Annotated in this window: 15 protein-coding genes; 3 read left to right on the top strand and 12 right to left on the bottom strand. The window is 35.6% G+C overall.

Annotated elements, in window-relative coordinates; translation table 11 throughout:
• Window position 1: 1 nt before the first annotated feature.
• From fabG to P2Q73_RS10485, 10 genes are all read right to left on the bottom strand, one after another.
• Complete coding sequence (gene fabG, locus P2Q73_RS10530) at window positions 2-742, bottom strand: 3-oxoacyl-ACP reductase FabG (RefSeq protein WP_056829941.1); 741 nt, start codon at window positions 740-742, stop codon at window positions 2-4.
• Entirely contained in the window at window positions 726-1,637 is a 912-nt protein-coding gene (gene phaZ / locus P2Q73_RS10525) for an intracellular short-chain-length polyhydroxyalkanoate depolymerase (RefSeq protein ID WP_275786734.1), read from the bottom strand. Before phaZ ends, fabG begins: the two co-directional genes overlap by 17 nt.
• Complete coding sequence (locus tag P2Q73_RS10520; protein ID WP_275786731.1) at window positions 1,637-2,659, bottom strand: 3-oxoacyl-ACP synthase; 1,023 nt, start codon at window positions 2,657-2,659, stop codon at window positions 1,637-1,639. Before P2Q73_RS10520 ends, phaZ begins: the two co-directional genes overlap by 1 nt.
• The gene (locus tag P2Q73_RS10515; protein WP_053589440.1) at window positions 2,656-3,669 is read right to left on the bottom strand and encodes a branched-chain amino acid ABC transporter permease; all 1,014 of its coding nucleotides are present in this window, start codon (window positions 3,667-3,669) and stop codon (window positions 2,656-2,658) included. The genes P2Q73_RS10520 and P2Q73_RS10515 overlap by 4 nt, the downstream gene beginning before the upstream one ends.
• A gap of 6 nt (window positions 3,670-3,675) precedes the next feature.
• Complete coding sequence (locus P2Q73_RS10510) at window positions 3,676-4,536, bottom strand: branched-chain amino acid ABC transporter permease (protein WP_053589439.1); 861 nt, start codon at window positions 4,534-4,536, stop codon at window positions 3,676-3,678.
• Window positions 4,537-4,548: 12 nt separating this feature from the next.
• Window positions 4,549-5,256, bottom strand: a complete 708-nt coding sequence (locus tag P2Q73_RS10505) for an ABC transporter ATP-binding protein (protein ID WP_056829947.1) — start codon at window positions 5,254-5,256, stop codon at window positions 4,549-4,551.
• The gene (locus P2Q73_RS10500; RefSeq protein WP_275786724.1) at window positions 5,240-6,007 is read right to left on the bottom strand and encodes an ABC transporter ATP-binding protein; all 768 of its coding nucleotides are present in this window, start codon (window positions 6,005-6,007) and stop codon (window positions 5,240-5,242) included. Before P2Q73_RS10500 ends, P2Q73_RS10505 begins: the two co-directional genes overlap by 17 nt.
• A 100-nt stretch (window positions 6,008-6,107) precedes the next feature.
• A complete protein-coding gene (locus tag P2Q73_RS10495; protein ID WP_275786721.1) occupies window positions 6,108-7,358 on the bottom strand; it encodes a substrate-binding domain-containing protein in 1,251 nt (416 codons plus the stop codon).
• Window positions 7,359-7,571: 213 nt separating this feature from the next.
• Window positions 7,572-8,183 carry a hypothetical protein gene (locus P2Q73_RS10490; RefSeq protein WP_275786718.1) on the bottom strand — a complete coding sequence of 204 codons (612 nt, stop codon included), beginning with the start codon at window positions 8,181-8,183 and terminating at the stop codon, window positions 7,572-7,574.
• A 43-nt stretch (window positions 8,184-8,226) separates the two neighbouring features.
• Complete coding sequence (locus P2Q73_RS10485) at window positions 8,227-11,436, bottom strand: AfsR/SARP family transcriptional regulator (protein WP_275786715.1); 3,210 nt, start codon at window positions 11,434-11,436, stop codon at window positions 8,227-8,229.
• 143 nt (window positions 11,437-11,579) lie between these two features.
• Here P2Q73_RS10485 and P2Q73_RS10480 point away from each other — a divergent pair, with 143 nt between their 5' ends.
• Window positions 11,580-12,143, top strand: a complete 564-nt coding sequence (locus P2Q73_RS10480) for a GNAT family N-acetyltransferase (protein ID WP_056829953.1) — start codon at window positions 11,580-11,582, stop codon at window positions 12,141-12,143.
• A 179-nt stretch (window positions 12,144-12,322) separates the two neighbouring features.
• Here P2Q73_RS10480 and acnA read toward each other — a convergent pair whose 3' ends face one another.
• Together acnA and P2Q73_RS10470 are read right to left on the bottom strand one after the other, a co-directional pair.
• Window positions 12,323-15,031: an aconitate hydratase AcnA gene (gene acnA / locus P2Q73_RS10475; protein WP_275786711.1), complete on the bottom strand. Its 2,709-nt coding sequence runs from the start codon at window positions 15,029-15,031 to the stop codon at window positions 12,323-12,325.
• 115 nt (window positions 15,032-15,146) lie between these two features.
• Window positions 15,147-15,650 (bottom strand): DinB family protein, encoded by a 504-nt coding sequence (locus P2Q73_RS10470; protein WP_275786709.1) that lies wholly within the window; start codon window positions 15,648-15,650, stop codon window positions 15,147-15,149.
• 118 nt (window positions 15,651-15,768) lie between these two features.
• Between P2Q73_RS10470 and yfkAB the strand changes: the two genes are divergently transcribed.
• Entirely contained in the window at window positions 15,769-16,878 is a 1,110-nt protein-coding gene (gene yfkAB / locus P2Q73_RS10465; protein ID WP_053589430.1) for a radical SAM/CxCxxxxC motif protein YfkAB, read from the top strand.
• 347 nt (window positions 16,879-17,225) lie between these two features.
• Window positions 17,226-17,774, top strand: a complete 549-nt coding sequence (locus P2Q73_RS10460; RefSeq protein ID WP_275787464.1) for a cysteine hydrolase family protein — start codon at window positions 17,226-17,228, stop codon at window positions 17,772-17,774.

The raw sequence follows: 17,774 nt of genomic DNA, 5'->3' as shown, positions 1-17,774 counted from the left end.
ATTACATCATAATACCGCCATCGACGTGTAAGACGTGACCATGTACATAACTTGATTCGTCTGATGCTAAAAACAAATATGCATTCGCTATTTCTGTAGGAATGCCAAGTCGCTGTAAGGCAACAACTGATTTCATTTGGTCTATAATCTTTTCTGGCATTTTAGCTACCATAGACGTGCTTGTAAAACCTGGTGCTACTGCATTAACATTAATGCCTTTACGTCCTAATTCTTTTGCCCAAGTTTTGGTCATGCCAACAACCGCAGCTTTTGAAGCAGCATAATTAGTTTGACCGACATTTCCATAAACCCCACTAACTGAGGAAGTATTTATTATTTTTCCGTATCCTTTTTCCACTAAATGTGGAAGAACTGCCTGTGTACAATTAAAAACGCCGGTTAAATTTACATCTAGAACACGTGAGAAGTCTTCCACTGTCATTTTAGACAGCATTGCGTCTCTTGTAATACCAGCATTATTTATTAAGATATCGATTGTTCCAAAATGATCAACCGTCTGTTGTACAAGTGCTTCTACACTTTCGCGGTTTGCAACGTCCACTTGAACAAATTTAACTTCATATCCTTTTTCTATTAATTCTTTTTCTTGGTTTGTACCTGTGTTTGCATCAAAATCAGCTATCACTACCTTAGCTCCTTCTTCTGCAAATCGAAGAACTGCAGCTAAACCTATTCCATTGGCTGCTCCTGTAATTATAGCGACTTTATCTTTTAACCTCATATGCTTTCTCCTCCGTTAAAAATGTTTCGATACGATTTGTTAACTGCTCCAAATCATCGATTAATGGAGAATGACCGCAATTTACTAATGGTATATAAGTGGCATTGTCTCCTAAGTCCTTCACAATTTCTTGTGTCATTTCCTCGTTCACGACATAATCCCGATCTCCTCTTAAAATAAGTACGGGAATGGTAATATCTTTTGCTTGATTTGTTCCTTCCGTTACTCCGTTATGGTAAGAGCTAATATTAAATGTGTTTAATGAATGATAGACATCCGCCAAATTTCGTTGTGTCAACATATCATCCAAATAAGCTTCATAACGTTCTTTCTCCGGTTGCTTGTGAGAATATATAGCAGCATTCCATACTGCCTTCAATCCTTCTTTATTATTAGTGTCATATAATCCTTGCATCGCTCTTGTTTTAGATGGATCATTTTCTACTTCTTCAATCGTTTGAAATCTATCGTTCATGTTTGGTGTTCCATCCTCATTTGTTCCATAGAAAGGATACCCTCTCGTTGAGGCAGATGCTAACAAAACTAACTTCTCACAGTAGTCTGGATAGTCTGCAACAAACTGCATACAAATTGCTCCGCCTGTAGACCAACCTATTAAGAAGAACTTTTCTAATGATAAAAGGTCGACAACTTCCTTCAAGTCATCTGAGAAATTCTTTATACTTTGAACTCTCGTTTGGTACGTAGACTCTCCAAATCCTCTTAAATCAATTGCATATAACGTATACTTTTGATCTAATGTTTCGATTAACACATCCCAATGTTTTGAAGAGGTCATATTGCCGTGTACTAATACAATCACTTCTTCGCCACCTGGACGTAAACGATACGCAATTGTTTCTCCATTTGCTAAAGATAATTTTGGTAAACTCATCACTTTTCTCCCCCTTGCTGACCCCATCTTACTGCTACAGCCCCCCATGCATAACCAATGCCGGCGCTTACAAGAACAGCAAGATCACCATCTTTTAGCTTTCCAGCTTCTTGTGCAAGCTCTAACGAAATAATCTGATCCATTTGACCAATATGTCCATAATCGCTCAAATAGATCGATTGTTCACTGGATAATCCTAGTTCATTTAAGATAAAATCATGAGCTGATTTTTTCATATGGAGAATAGCTAAATAGTCAATATCATTATCTGAATAACCACTTTTAAATATTGCATTACGAATGACTTTTATAAAATTTTGCATCGACTTTTGTTCAAGTCTTGCCTTCATGCCTTCAGGATCTAACACGTCTAATCTATATAATCCCTTTTGTAAATGGTCAACTGTAAGTGGTTCTTTCGTTCCGCCGACTGGTACTACTACATCTTCAGAAAAAGACCCATCTGTTATAATCTCTGACTCTAGAATAATATTTTCATGATGATCTTTTTTTAATATAATTGCTGCTCCACCCGCTCCGAGATTGAACATAAAGCGAGTTCTTTCATTTGTATAATCTATAAAGTCATTGTTTCTGTAACCACCAGCAAGTAGAACAGTATTAACGGACGAATCAGATTCCATAATATTTTTTGCTATTTTGATGGCCATAATTGTCGTCCCACAACGAAGAGCCACGTCAAATCCCCAAGCGTGATAAGCACCTATCTCTTCTTGTAGTTTAATAGCTGCAGTCCATAATGGATATTCCTTATGTTCCTCCCCAATATAAATAACTAAATCAATTGTTTTTGGATCTACAGCCCCTTTTTGTAATGCTATTTCTGCTGCTTTGATCCCCATTGCTACTGTGTGATCTTCAGGACCGGGAATTGGTTTTTGTGTAATCCCCATTTTATTTTTTACGACGTCAATTGGTAAATTAGAAAGAGCAGCAATTTCCTCGGCTGTCATGACGTTATCTGGAATATACACACCAGTACTGACAATTCCTACAGTCATTTTGCTTCCGCCTTTCTCTTAGTTGGATTGATCGCTACTGATACGCCGCCTTTGTTTTTTCTTTTCCAAAATGCATGTCGTATTGTACCAACAATTCCTCTTGGGAAAAATATTACTGCTAATATATAGATGATTCCAAAGAAAATAATCCATCTTTCGAAAATAGGATGCTCTTTAGCAAGGCCAGACAAGTAATGCTGAGCTAGTTCAATCACTCCTGCACCAATAATTGGACCTATTAATGTTCCTACGCCTCCAATTATAGTCATCAGGAGAGCATCAAGTGTTATATCCATTGTAAGTACACTCGTATTCACAAACCGTAGAGAAATAGCGTACAGGGAACCAGCCAAGCTTGCGACAACCCCAGCTACGACGGAAGCGATTACTTTATAATGCAATGTTTGAAATCCTAATGATTTTGTTCTCTGTTCGTTTTCACGTACAGCTATTAAGACTCTTCCTAAAGGAGATTCAACAAATCTTCTTAAGAAAAAGAAAACAAGTACTAAACAAGCAAGAACAAGAAGATAAAACATCATACGATCTTTAAAGAACTCTGGTGCACGAAATGTAAATCCATCATTACCATACGTAAGTGTTCTCCATTTTTCTGCAAGTACTAAAAATAAACCTGACACAGCCATTGTAAGCATTGCAAAGAAATGGCTTTTTAATCTTAAAGTGAGTAAGCCAACCAAAAAACTGATTACGGCTGCTAAGACCATACCTACTAGGATAGATAGGAAAAATATACCCAACGTTGCCTCAAAGTGATTGAGCATAATAGCGGTAGCATATGCACCCATCCCAAAAAACATTGCATGACCGAATGAGACGATCCCAGTATATCCAAGCAAAATGTCATAGCTCATAGCTAAGATAGAAAAAATAAATATTTGTGTAAGCAATATTGTCCAAGTTCTAGAGTCTGAAACAAACGGGAAAACTGTCAGAGCAGCTACCATTATTATTAATACAGCATTAGTTAATTGGAATTTTGACTTCATTTCGCATCATCCTTTCGCAGTAAACAAACCTTGTGGACGGAAAATTAATACGATTGCCATTAGCATCATATTGACCGCAAGTGATAAAGCTGGAACATAGTACGCCATGAAGCTGCCTGCAAGACCAACAAGTATTGCGGCAAGAAGAGATCCAGGAAAACTTCCCATACCACCAATGACTACTACTATAAATGCTAAAATCGCAAATTCCATACCCATTTCTGCATAAATTACCCCAGAATAAGGAGCCATAAGTACGCCGCCCAATGCTGCAAGACCAGCTCCTACCATAAACACGTATAAGAAAACTTGTTTGATATTTATACCAAGAGCTTGAACCATTTCTTTGTTCATAACTCCTGCACGTACGATCAAACCAATTTTAGTACGCTTCAGTATAAACTGGAAAACGCCAAATACTAGAAAGCCTATCAATATGATAAATAAGCGATATTTGATAATGATGACATCGCCAACTTCCCAGCTCCCTGATAATAAAGGAGGTGTTTTTGCCGCAATTTGATTTGGTCCGAAAACGACCTTCAACATTTCTGATAAAACGATCATAAAACCTAAGGTGATCAAAATTTGTTGAATGTGATTACCGTAAACGGGAGTAATAATGAGTTTCTCCGTTATAAATCCAAGCACTATACCCGTTAAAATAGCTCCTAGGATGGCAATAGTAAAACTGTCTGTTAATCCATAAAACCATACTCCAGAGAACGCTCCCCATGCAAATAACCCACCATGAGCAAAGTTTAAAACATCCATTAAGCCAAAGATTAACGTTAACCCTGCAGCCAATAGAAATATTAGCATTCCTGTAGCTAAGCCATTTATTAATAAATTGATGATTAGTTCCATTTTATTACCCCCTCACCCAATTCCTAAATACTTACGTTTTAGCTCTTCATTCTGTATTAACTCACTCATTTGACCAGATTGTACGGTCTCGCCATCATCTATTAGTGTGTATGTATCGCCAATTCTACTAGCCATAATAAAATTTTGTTCTACTAATATAATTGTAGTTTGTTTTTTCATTTCAATTATAGCTTCCATCACTTTTTCGATGACAACTGGTGCAAGGCCTTTAGATGGCTCATCTATTAACAGTAGTTTACTCTCGTTAACAAAAGCTCTAGCCATTGATAGCATTTGCTTTTGACCACCAGATAGATGTCCGCCTTCCTTTTTCCAATACTTCTTAAGATCTGGGAATAACTCCAGTACGTAATCCTGTCTTGCAAGTGCACTATCATCTTCTTTTCGCATAGCAACTTTGATATTTTCTTCAACCGTAAGTGCACCAAATATTCCTTGATCCTCCGGAACATATCCAATGCCATTTGAAGCAATATGATGTGTCGCATTTTTAGTTATATCTTTATCTTGAAAAACAATGGAACCTGAATTAGCAGGAGTCAATCCCATGATTGTTTTTAAAGTAGTTGTTTTTCCGGCTCCATTTCTACCTAGTAAAACACTTACTTCTCCTTCTTTCGCTACAAATGAAACACCTTGTAAAATGTGATATTGCCCTATATACGTGTGAACATTTTCTACTTTAAGCAAGATGCTCATCGTACAACCCTCCTAAATATGCATGCTGAACGGTTTCATTATTCATAATTTCTGTAGGTGTACCATCCGCTAGTAATCTACCGTTAAATAAAACCATAATAGAATCAGATAAATCCATAATCATATCCATTTTATGTTCAATCAATAAAATCGTCTTTTCACCTGTTTGTTTAATCTGTTTGATGACATCTAAAATGGCAGGGACTTCTTCTAAGGACATTCCAGCAGTTGGTTCATCCAACAGTAATACTTCTGTATCTAAAGCAAGTAACATCGCAATTTCTAGTTTTCGTTTTTCTCCATGTGATAGTTGATTTGCAAAAGCATTTGCTTTACTAGAAAGCAAAACTATTTCTAAAAGCTTTTCAGCCTGTATATGCAAGTCTTTATATGATGTAAAATGCCGAAGAATTTGATAACGAATATTTTCTTTGGATTGAACAGCTAAACGAACATTTTCTATTACCGTTAAATTAGGAAATACATTTGTAATTTGAAAAGAACGCCCAAGACCTTTTCTTGTACGTTGAACGGAGGAATATATAGACATTGATTCACCTCTAAAAAACACATCGCCCTCTGTAGGGTTTAACTCACCACTCAATAAATTAAAAAAGGTTGTTTTTCCTGCACCATTTGGTCCAATAATAGACTTGAAATGTTTTGCAGGCATAGAAAAATTAACATGGTCAACAGCAGTTTGACCACCAAACTTAATGGTTAGATTTTCAGTTCTCAGTATAGGTTCCATTCCACTTAACTCCTTTCAACTGTCACTCTCCATATCATAGAGAAATCTATAATATGGAGAGTGACAGACCTAATATTATTAGGCCGTCACTCAATTTTTTTTATTTATTATTCAAAATCGGTGGTTCTGTTTCTTCTGGAGATAGCTCTCTTATTAAAACTGGAACAGGATAGTCAACACCATCTTGTTTTTCTAGTTTAATAGAGTAAAGAGATTGTAATGCTTGATGATCTTCTGGTCTGAAGGTCATTGTTCCTTTTGGCGTCTCAAATGACATACCTTCCATTACCTTGATCAGCTCATTACCATCTGCATTTCCTTCAGATTTTTTCAAAGCCTCTACAATTGCGATTGCAGCAGACATTCCTCCTGGAGTAAATAAGTCAGGAACTTCACCGTTAAAACGTTTTTTGTGTTCATCTACTAACCAAGTATTAATTTCATTATCAGGAAGTGTATGATAGTAAACAGAGAAGCCTTCCATACCAACTAATGGTTCCATTACGGATAATGCAGGAATATCAGGAGCTCCTGTTGAAATTTTAATACCTTTTTCTTGTAGTTTTAAGTCAGCAATTTGATTCCAAGGAGAGTTTGCACCTGCCCACACAACAAATAAGTAGTCAGGCTTTTCTTGGATAATCTTTTGTAAGTTAGAAGTAAAGTCAGTAGCAGCTGGATCAGCGTACTCTTCCAACACTACCTCAGCTCCTAATTTTTCTGCAGCCGCTTTAAATGCAGCTATTCCATCCCATCCAAATGAATAATCTGGTGCAAACGTAGCAATTTTTACTCCTGGTTTAGCGATTGCAGCAGCACCTGCTACAGCATCTTGTGAGGAGTTACGACCAGTTCTAAAAATGTATGGATTGAACTCTGAACCTGTAATACTGTCAGCAACAGCTGGCTCAACGATCATAATTTTTTCATATTCTTCTGCTAGAGGAAGGACAGCTAATGTATCACCTGAGCTAGAGGATCCTACTAAGAAATCTACTTCATCTTCTTCCAAAAGCTTTGTTGCTTTTTGAACTGCTACTTCAGGTTTTGTTTCTGTGTCTTCAAAAACAACTTCGATTTTTTTGCCTGCTACTTCCATTGTTCCATCGGTAGCATATTCAAGACCTAACTCAAATCCATTTTTCGTTTGTTTACCATAAGACTCAAGAGCCCCAGTTAAAGAAGCAAGTACCCCAACTTTGATAGTACCGCCTTCTTCAGTCACTTCACTTGTAACTGGAGTTGTCTCGTCCTTTTCTTTTTCTGTTGTTGTAGTAGCTTTTTCGCTACATGCAGCACTGACAATTAGAACGAATAATAGCGTTAACAATAATCCCCATTTTTTTGTCATGTAAATCCCCCTTCAAAGCTTTTTGTAAGCGTTATCATGCTTCTGTTATAGAGTACAAAAATGTAGTTACAAATCAGTTACAAAAAAAGCAAATCAAAAGTTTCATGCAAATAAGAAATTTTCAAGATAAATAGGATTTCATAAAAAAGAACTTGGGTAATTACCCAAGTTCTTGTAACATTAAATAGAACGTATGCAAGATCTATCAAAATCTTATATTTTGTTTTCTTTCACTTGATCTAATACATTAGGTAATTCATTTATTGGCAACAAACCTTCTTCTGAATTAAACTTTTTAAATTCTATTTCTGTAATCTCCGTACCAAGAACATACTCTCCTATAACGATTTCAAGAAACTCCAATACTGCGTTACTATGTTCCACGTCTTCTCGGAACTCTTTAATATACAAAATAAGGTAGAATTCTTCATTCTCTTGATCTACCTCATACGTGAAAAAGACATCTTCACGACTAACTTCAAACCCATTAGATGAAATTGCTATATCATCGTCATTTCGCTGGTTAAATGCTATAATAGTGAATCTTTCCAACTGTGGTGCAGCTTCCACTAACCGTATCACGTCTGGGAAATTGTTAGGATTGCCATATGCGCTAATTGTCAGCTCGCGTTTTTTGTCTCTGTTATCTTCTAATTCAATCGAAAATGATAATTGGCGGTTTACCTTACTCGTCACCGCATCTAATTCTTTTAACAATTTCACAGAATGCTCGTCCCGTATCAAATATAATTCTTCTTCATGTTCCACAAACCATTCCCAAAATGCTTCAATAGGATCTTTTCTTTTAAATATATTCCGGATCAAATTAACACTCCTTTTATATGAAAGATATTTCTTTTTCTAATTTCTATTCATAATTTGTTATCATTTCATACATTTGTATGGTAGTTTCCATGGGCTCAATGCCAAGTTCCTGTTCAAGTGTAGTAACACAACGGTCATACCATTTTACAGATTGGGAGCGGTTTTGTAATTGATAGTAAGCGTACATCAACAGCCGATATGCTTCCTCCCAAGTTCGATCTATTCGTAGGAGCTTCTCAGCCCAATAAATTGTTTTTTCGAACTCCTTTAACCTGGTACTTGTTTGTGCTAGTCGTTCTAACACTGTAATGTAGAGTTGTTGTGCATTTTCCCGATCATGCGAAATCCATTCTATTGTTGTCTTTTCTTCATACAATTGGCCTTTGTACAATTTTTCTGCTTTTAATAGTGACTCTTTAGATATCACTGGGTTATGTTCATTTAATCCTTTATCAACATAATGATGAAAATTATCGATATCGCTAGCAATCGATACATTAGGGTTCAATCGATACATCGACTGCTTGCGGACAATGAAAAAGGATTCCTCTCTTGCTAACCGATTTGGTTCAATTACTTTTAATAGAGAATTCAAGGTTACTTTAAAATCACGGTCCATGTTTTTTTCATTGCTTTCTCCCCATAATGCATGGATAATTTCTTCCTTTGGGACAAAGCGGTTTTTATTCATAAATAAATAAGCTAATAATTCTTTTGCCTTATCTCTTTGCCAGTTTCGTTCGCTTACCTCTTTATTGCTCATATAAAGAGTAAAGGGTCCAAGCAGGTGTATTGTAAGTTGATATCCTGGGTAATTACTCACTGTATTTATCTTCAATAGATTAGATACAGTATTTACATCAATTGAGTCCGGTTTTGCGATAAGCGCTTTTTGGAGGATAGGATAATGCATTTGCAAATCATATGGTCCAAAAACCGTTTTTCTCTGTAAAAAAAATACGAAATCAAAACGAACACATAAAGTTGCAAATCTTTCAGCGTAATGAATGAACACGTCTTGATTTTCTAAATGGTGATGAATAATCATTAGCCAATAGTTCGATACCATTTCACCATAAACATCCCCACTAATTACAAACAGTCGATTAGCCTCATGAACTGTTTGTAATGCTTGATGGTGTTCATCATTTTCAAAATAAACTATTGTTAAACATATCAAAATATATGCAGATAACCAATAATCATTCCCCTTGTCCGTTTCTCGGAGACCTTTTTCACCGTATGAGATCGCCTCTTGAAAGTATCCTTGTCTAGACTTTAAAATGGATAGTCCCATATAAGGTTCGGCTTTACCCCTAGAAACATTCAACTCTTCCATTCGATTCACAGCTTTCAAGTAATAAGTTTCAGGCGTTTCCGTATCAAATGGATTATCTAATATTTCTGCATGCCCTCTACGAATCCATCCTACCGCCTCAACAAAACCTGACTTTTCACGATTTCCAGTTTCAATGCCTTTTATAGCCGCTTGTTTTGCATGCTCTACTTGTCCCATTAAAGAATATATAAAGGAAAGTAAAACCTCTGTCTCTCGATGAGAATCAGGTAAACTATTTTCATCGCTTATCCTATTTTTTAATATTTTCAGTGCTTCATTTAGCATACCTGTCCGGAGCAGAATTCTAGCATCCAAATTTCCTTCTCTTAAAATAGCTGCCTCTAACTTTTCTTGTTGAACAAATTTATTTGCCTCTTTTGCTTTTCCCAAGTTTACTAGATTTTCCGCTAATAATCTCTTTAATAACAACATTTCATGCCTTGTCATATCCGTACTCATCTCAGACCATTTAACAGCTTCTTCTAAAAAAGGTTTTGCAAATGCCGGTTGAATAGTATCTAAATAGATATGCGCAATTCCAGCATTGCCTCGACTATGATACAAATGGTTATTATGTTCCTTGGCAAAGTTGATACATTTTTCATATGCTTTTTTAGCTTTTTCATAAAAAGCTCTATATCGATGACATTCACCTTCGTAATAATAAAGCTCATAGAACTCTTCTTTTCTTTCCTCAGAAAGATGTTCTTTTAACAAATCTAACAACCAATCGAATTGTCCAGATTTGATCATCATTTCCGCAAACTGAACAATCGTCTGACCTAGAAAAAAATCATCTTTTGCTTTTACCGCATGATGAATAGATTGGACTAAATTATTTTTTTTACTGTAATATGCGGCGGCTCTTTTGTGTGTTTCCACGTAAAGAGCTTGATCTTTTTGTAACCACTTTGTTTCTAAATATTGTTGGAACAAAGAATGGTATCGATAGGCGCCGGTATCGCTTAATGCTTGGATGAAAGCATGGCTACTCGCTAATCTAACGAGATTTCTTGCTTCAATCTCTCCGAAAAAAGCATGAATATCTTCTAGAGTAAAGGTTGGGAAGATACTAAAATTTAATAACGATTGCTTATCTTCTTCGTTCATCCGTAAAAATACTTCTTCGGATAAATAGGAAAATAGATCTTTTAAAGCTGGATCAAAAAGTTCTGCTATTTGTTTACTCGTCTCTGCAACTTGCATTGCAATCAAGTGAATAGCGATTGCCCAACCCTCTGTTAGTTTCATAATTTCTTCCGCTTCGTTCAATGAAATCGTTTTATCAAAATAATCCTCAAAAAATACTTGAATTTCTTCTTCACTAAACATAAAGTCTTTTTCGCTAATTTCAACTAGCTGTCCTTTTAATTTTAGCTTTAATAATATAGTCCATTTAGGTCGACTTCTGGATGCGACAACAAGATGTATATTTGGAGGAAGGAATTCTATTATTTTTTCTACTATATAATTTATTTGAAAAACATGATCAATCAGATGAAAATCGTCTAATATAATAGTAAATGGCTTATCGATTGAAACCAATTCATTGCTAAATAGTGAGTACCAACGAGTTAATTCTGCTTCTTTTGGATACATGGATATTACTTCTTTTTCTATTAGACTTACACCAAATGTAGGGATTACTTTCCGAATGCTAAGTAATAAATGTCTTAGAAAAGGAAGAATATCATCGTCTTCTTCGGTAATGGTGTACCAGGAGTATAATTCCTTTGAATCAGCATAATATTGTGCTAAAGCTGAACTTTTACCAAATCCAGCTCCACTATGTAAAAGAGATAATTTCTTATGAGAATTTGATTTTAATTTTTTTATAAGGGATGATCTTCTCATGTAAAAGGATGAGGTCATAGGAGGGGTTAATTTTGACATAATTATTGTAGTTTGTTCCATCGCTAAACCTCCATTTTCGAAGCACGTTATTTATTACTAATACTACCATATTTTTCGTTCTAATTGAATGATAATTCAGATGTCTTAGAAAATACGGAACTATGATAAAATATAATAGAGGTTTAAGGAGAGGAAGAGAATCAATGGATTTTCCAATTTTAGAAACAAAAAGATTGAAGCTTTTAGAAATAACAGATGAAAATTTAGATGATATTTTTGCAATTTTTTCTGATCGAGAAGCAATGAAATATTATGGAATGACTCCTTTTACAAATAAGGATCAGGCAAAGAAACTGATAGATTCATTTGCAAGTAATTTTAACAATAAGCGTTCACTGCGTTGGGGAATTATATTAAAAGAAAGTGGTAATTTAGTTGGCACAGTTGGATTAAACAATTTACTAATTTCAAGCAAACGTACAGAAATTGGTTACGATTTACTCCCTACCCATTGGAAGAAAGGAATTGTTTCGGAAGCAGTTCAGGCTGTAATTCAATATTGCTTTCAAGAATTAGAGCTATTTCGTATCGGTGCAGTGACATTTCCTGAAAATGAAGCTTCCTTCAAATTGTTATTAAAATTAGGTTTTCAAAAAGAAGGATTATTAAGAGGCTATTTATATCAAAATGATCAATCGAGTGATGCACTAGTTTTCTCTTTAATAAGACCTGATTGGGATAAGAGAGAAATAAAAGAAATCTTCTAATTTCGCATTTTCCGTCGTTTTCGGCGTATAAAGGACTGTATGTTTGCTACAACAGTATCGAGTAATTTTAAAGAAGAGGGTTGTGATGAACATCACGTCCCTCTTCTTTATTTTGTACTTGAATTCTTCATACAAAAAAGGACCTAATTCATTAAGAATCAGGTCCTTTACATATTATCTTACGCTTCTAACATTTTGTTACGTAGTACCATTTGAAGGATACCACCGTGACGGTAGTAGTCTACTTCTACTTCTGAATCGAAACGAGCAAGAACATTGAATTGTTTTTCAGAACCATCTTCTGCTTTTGCTGTTACTTGTAGAATATCGCGAGGTTTTACACCTTCTGCAACATTAATACTAATTTCTTCTTTGCCAGTTAAGCCAAGACTTTCAGCATTTTCACCTGGTAAGAAGTTAAGTGGTAATACACCCATCATAACTAGATTTGAACGATGTATACGTTCAAAGCTTTCAGTAATGACAGCCTTGATACCTAATAGGTTTGTTCCTTTAGCTGCCCAGTCACGGGAAGATCCCATTCCATAATCTTTTCCACCAAGTACTACTAAACCAGTATTCGATTCTTGATACTTCATTGCTGCATCATAGATAGACATGATTTCTCCTGTTGGCCAGTACGTAGTATATCCACCTTCTGTACCTGGAGCAACTTGGTTACGAATACGGATGTTCGCAAATGTTCCACGCATCATTACTTCATGGTTACCACGACGAGATCCATAAGAGTTGAAATCACGTACTTCTACGCCATTTTCACGCAAGTATTTACCTGCTGGAGTATCTTTACCAATCGCACCAGCTGGTGAAATATGGTCTGTAGTGATAGAATCACCAAATTTCGCAACAATACGAAGTCCAGCAAGAGTTTGAATATCACCTGGTTCTTTCGATAAGCCTTGGAAGAATGGTGGGTTTTGAATGTAAGTTGATTTATCATCAAATGAATATAGAGACTCAGTTGAAGTTTCAATTGCATTCCAAGCTTCATTTTCATCAAATACGCGTGCATATTCTTTTTGGAATAGTTCACGAGTAACTACTTTAGAAAGAACGTCATTTACTTCTTCCGTAGAAGGCCAAATGTCAGCAAAGAATACATCGTTGCCATCTTTGTCTTTACCGAAAGAATCTTTTTGTAGATCGATATCTACTGTTCCAGCAAGTGCATATGCAACTACTAGTGGTGGTGAAGCTAAGTAGTTCGCTTTTACAAGTGGGTGAACACGTCCTTCGAAGTTACGGTTACCAGAAAGAACAGATGTTACAAACAAATCTTCGTCAACGATTGCTTTTTCTATTTCAGGTAGTAATGGTCCAGAGTTACCGATACAAGTTGTACATCCGTAACCAACTGTATTAAATCCAATTTCATCTAAGAACTTGTCTAATCCTGAATCTTGTAAATAACCAGTAACAACTTTTGAACCAGGAGCTAATGATGTTTTTACATAAGCAGGAACAGTTAAGCCTTTTTCTACCGCTTTTTTAGCAACTAATCCAGCAGCTAACATTACGTAAGGGTTTGATGTATTTGTACAAGAAGTGATTGCAGCGATTGCTACAGCACCAGTTGGGATTGCTACATCTCCATCCGCAAATTTTGCAGTTGCAGTTTTGTCGAATTCTTTTTCATTCAAACCGAAACCTTGAGTACCTTGAGGAGCAACTAGTGCTTCACGGTAACGAGCCTTCATATCTGATAGAGGAATCAAATCTTGTGGACGTTTTGGTCCTGAAAGGTTTGCTTCAATATCTGCCAAATTAATTTCTATAACATCTGTATATACAGGTTCTAAAGTCGGGTCAAAGAACATGTCATTTGCTTTTAAGTAAGCTTCTACTACAGCAATATGCTCTTCTTCACGACCAGTTAAACGTAAATAGTTAAGTGATTCTTCATCAATTGCGAAGTAACCACATGTTGCACCATATTCTGGAGCCATGTTTGCAATTGTAGCACGGTCAGCAAGTGGTAATTTAGATACCCCTGGTCCGAAGAATTCTACAAATTTACCTACTACGCCACGTTGACGCAATACTTGTGTTACTTTAAGTGCTAAGTCAGTAGCAGTTGTTCCGTTTGGAAGATCGCCGGTTAATTTAACACCGATAACCTCTGGAATTGGGAAGTATGATGGTTGACCAAGCATACCTGCTTCTGCTTCAATACCACCAACACCCCATCCTAATACACCAAGACCATTAATCATTGTTGTATGTGAGTCAGTACCAACTACTGAATCTGGGAATGTTTCTAAAGTGCCATCTGTATTTTCATTCACGTGTACGATTGGAGCTAAATACTCTAAATTTACTTGGTGAACGATACCAGTAGCTGGTGGAACAGCGCGGAAATTATCGTATGATGTTTGAGCCCATTTTAAGAAGTTATAACGCTCAGCGTTACGTTCGAACTCAAGATCCATATTTGCTTTTAATGCAGTTGATGTACCATATTTGTCTACTTGTACAGAATGGTCAATTACAAGGTCGACCGGAATAGCAGGGTTAATTTTATCTGGATTTCCACCCATTTCATTCATAGCTGAACGTAATGAAGCTAAATCTACTACTACTGGTACGCCAGTAAAGTCTTGTAGTACAACACGGGAAGGTTTAAAAGGAACTTCTGCCTCTGTGTCTGCATCTTTACCCCATTTTGCTAATTGGTTTACATGATCTTCTTTAATAACATATCCATCATATTGTCGCAAAACTGATTCTAATAATACTTTAATTGAATAAGGAAGGCGTGATACTTTTGCGATACCAGCTTCTTCGATTGCAGCTAGACGGTAGTAGTTATACTCTTTACCATTTAGCGAAAAAGAAGCGCGGCTGTTGTGTAGGTTACTATTTGCCATTATTATTCCTCCTAATGTCTATTGAGAAGACTCTATCTAGTGACTTTTCTCCACTCCCTATCATACTCGAATAAAGTCTATAAGTAAATTACATTAAAATTATTATAAGTGATAATTATTCCTTATGACCTTTTATTTTTTCAATCGTTTTTTCTAATTGTCTTAAATGTCTTTTTTCATGATATCCTACAAAGGAAAACCATTGAACTAACGGTAATTGTCCAAATATAGGATGTTTTAATGATTTTTTATTAAGTGTTTCCTTATCGGAAGATTCATATACAGAGAGAAGTTCCATCCGAGCGGTATGAAGAGTGGTTTTCATCTCTTCAATAGTTTGGAATTCAGTAGACGGCACAATATAGGTCGGTGCTTTAGCTTTGATAATACGTAATGTTGAAAGTTGTATTGGCTTTCTTCTTGCCTTCGGGCTTTTGGGATTAGCTAATTGATACGTAATACCATCCTTAATAACATTCTCAAGCTTTATTAAGTGTTCGATGATTTCTTTAGGTGACCATGCATCTGGTTCGGGCTTTTGATTGAATTGTTCATCATTTAAAAGTTCTAACTGTTTGAATAAAGCCGCTCTAATTTTATTATTCTTTTCTATAAACATTCGATTCCTCCAAACTTATTTATTCATTTTTTATATACCCTTCCTGATTAACAAACAATCCAACATTTTCTTTTGAACAAAAATATGAGAGAATAATCCATTAGAAAGGAAGTTTTTTATGATTGCTTTAAAAGAAATGACACCAATTAACGATCCGTGGGAAGCTTATCGAGACATCGAAGAACACGGAAATCTTACATTATCCAATATAGAGTTTACTACTACACACCTGTGTAACATGCGTTGTGCACATTGTGCAGTTGGGTACACTTTACAAACAAAGGACCCTCTTGCTCTTCCGATTGATTTGATTTTACAACGACTAGAAGAAATTCCACACTTGAAAACGATTAGTATTACTGGTGGAGAACCGATGCTATCTAAGAAGTCTGTGACTCAATATGTTTTGCCACTACTAAAGTATGCACATAATCGTGGCGTTCGTACACAGATTAACTCCAATCTAACACTTGAACCTGAAAGATACTTGTTAATCGCTCCTTATTTAGATGTACTACATATCTCTCATAACTGGGGAACCATAGATGAATTTGTCGAAACCGGCTTTGCAATGATGGAGAAAAAGCCTACATATGAGCAACGTGCACGACTTTTTCAACGAATGATTGATAATAGTAGAATGCTTTCTGAAGCTGGGGTTATGGTTTCTGCCGAAACAATGCTGAACAAAAAAACTCTTCCATATTTAGAACATATTCATCGACAAATCGTAGATGAGATGAAATGTGCTCGTCATGAAATACATCCTATGTATCCTTCCGATTTTGCTAGTTCCTTAACTTCACTTACATTGGAAGAAACACACGAGGCTATAGAGAAAATTTTAGGCTTCCGAGATGAGAACGTTTGGATGCTGTTTGGAACATTACCATTTTATCCATGTAGTAAAACGGAAAGAAGCCTTCACTTGCTTAATCGTTTAAATAATAGTAAAAATGTATCCGTACGAAATGATCCGGATGGTAGATCAAGATTAAATGTTAATATCTTCTCTGGTGAGGTTATTGTGACGGACTTTGGTGATGCACCGCAGCTTGGTAACATCCTAACGGACACCCTTCCGTCTATATTTGAAAAATGGATGGCTTCCCCACTTTCCAAAACTCTTAATTGTCATTGTCCTGCAGTAAAATGTTTGGGCCCTAATATACTAGTAAAAAATATGTATTATAAAGAAGATACATTTGTAAGTGGGTCAGTAAAATAAACATAGAGAAACCGAACGTTAAGTTAGCGTTCGGTTTCTTTCAATACAATTAGTTTACATAATAAAATTATTTTTCACTCTAAACTGTTGACTTAGTTTTAATGAATGGAAAAAAATTCGACAGCAAGGTCTAATAAAAATATAGTGTGAAGAATCACAAACCATATTGCTTGTTTATTCAACTTTTTTGTCATTTGTCTATCCATATTTTCCACTCCCCTTTTTGCAATTATAATATGCATCATTCAAAAAAGCAAAATATTTAGAACTTTCCATTTTAATTTTTTCATAGCTTTATTATTTTATATTATTCATAATAAGAAGAAATGGAAGGGAGTTGTTTAATGTTGAAAAAAGCTTTAATTGTTGTGGATTATACAGTTGATTTCGTGGCAGATAACGGAGCATTAACATGTGGAAAACCTGGACAATTAATAGAGGATTCAATTGTACAGTTAACGAAAGAGTTTATAGTAAATAATGAGTTAGTTGTTTTTCCTGTTGATCTGCATGAAGAAAATGATCCTTATCATCCTGAGTCAAAACTTTTTCCAGCCCATAATATTCGTAATTCCCCAGGTCGTGAATTATACGGAAAGTTAAATTTAGTATATGAAGATAACAAAGAGAAAATAATTTGGTTGGATAAAACACGTTACAGCTCATTTGCAGGTACTAATTTACATCAGATTTTAACAGAACGTAATATAGAAGAGATCCACATAGTAGGAGTTTGTACAGATATTTGTGTTCTTCACACGGCAGTTGACGCTTACAATTTAGGCTTTAGAATTGTCATTCACGAAAATGCTGTAGCAAGCTTCAATGAACAGGGACATGACTGGGCTCTAGGTCATTTTGCAAACTCTCTTGGTGCATTAGTATTAAAAAAATAA

The sequence above is a fragment of the Bacillus sp. Cr_A10 genome (assembly GCF_029222665.1).
Lineage (GTDB): Bacteria > Bacillota > Bacilli > Bacillales_A > Planococcaceae > Psychrobacillus.
This window is presented reverse-complemented; position numbering and strand designations above follow the sequence as displayed.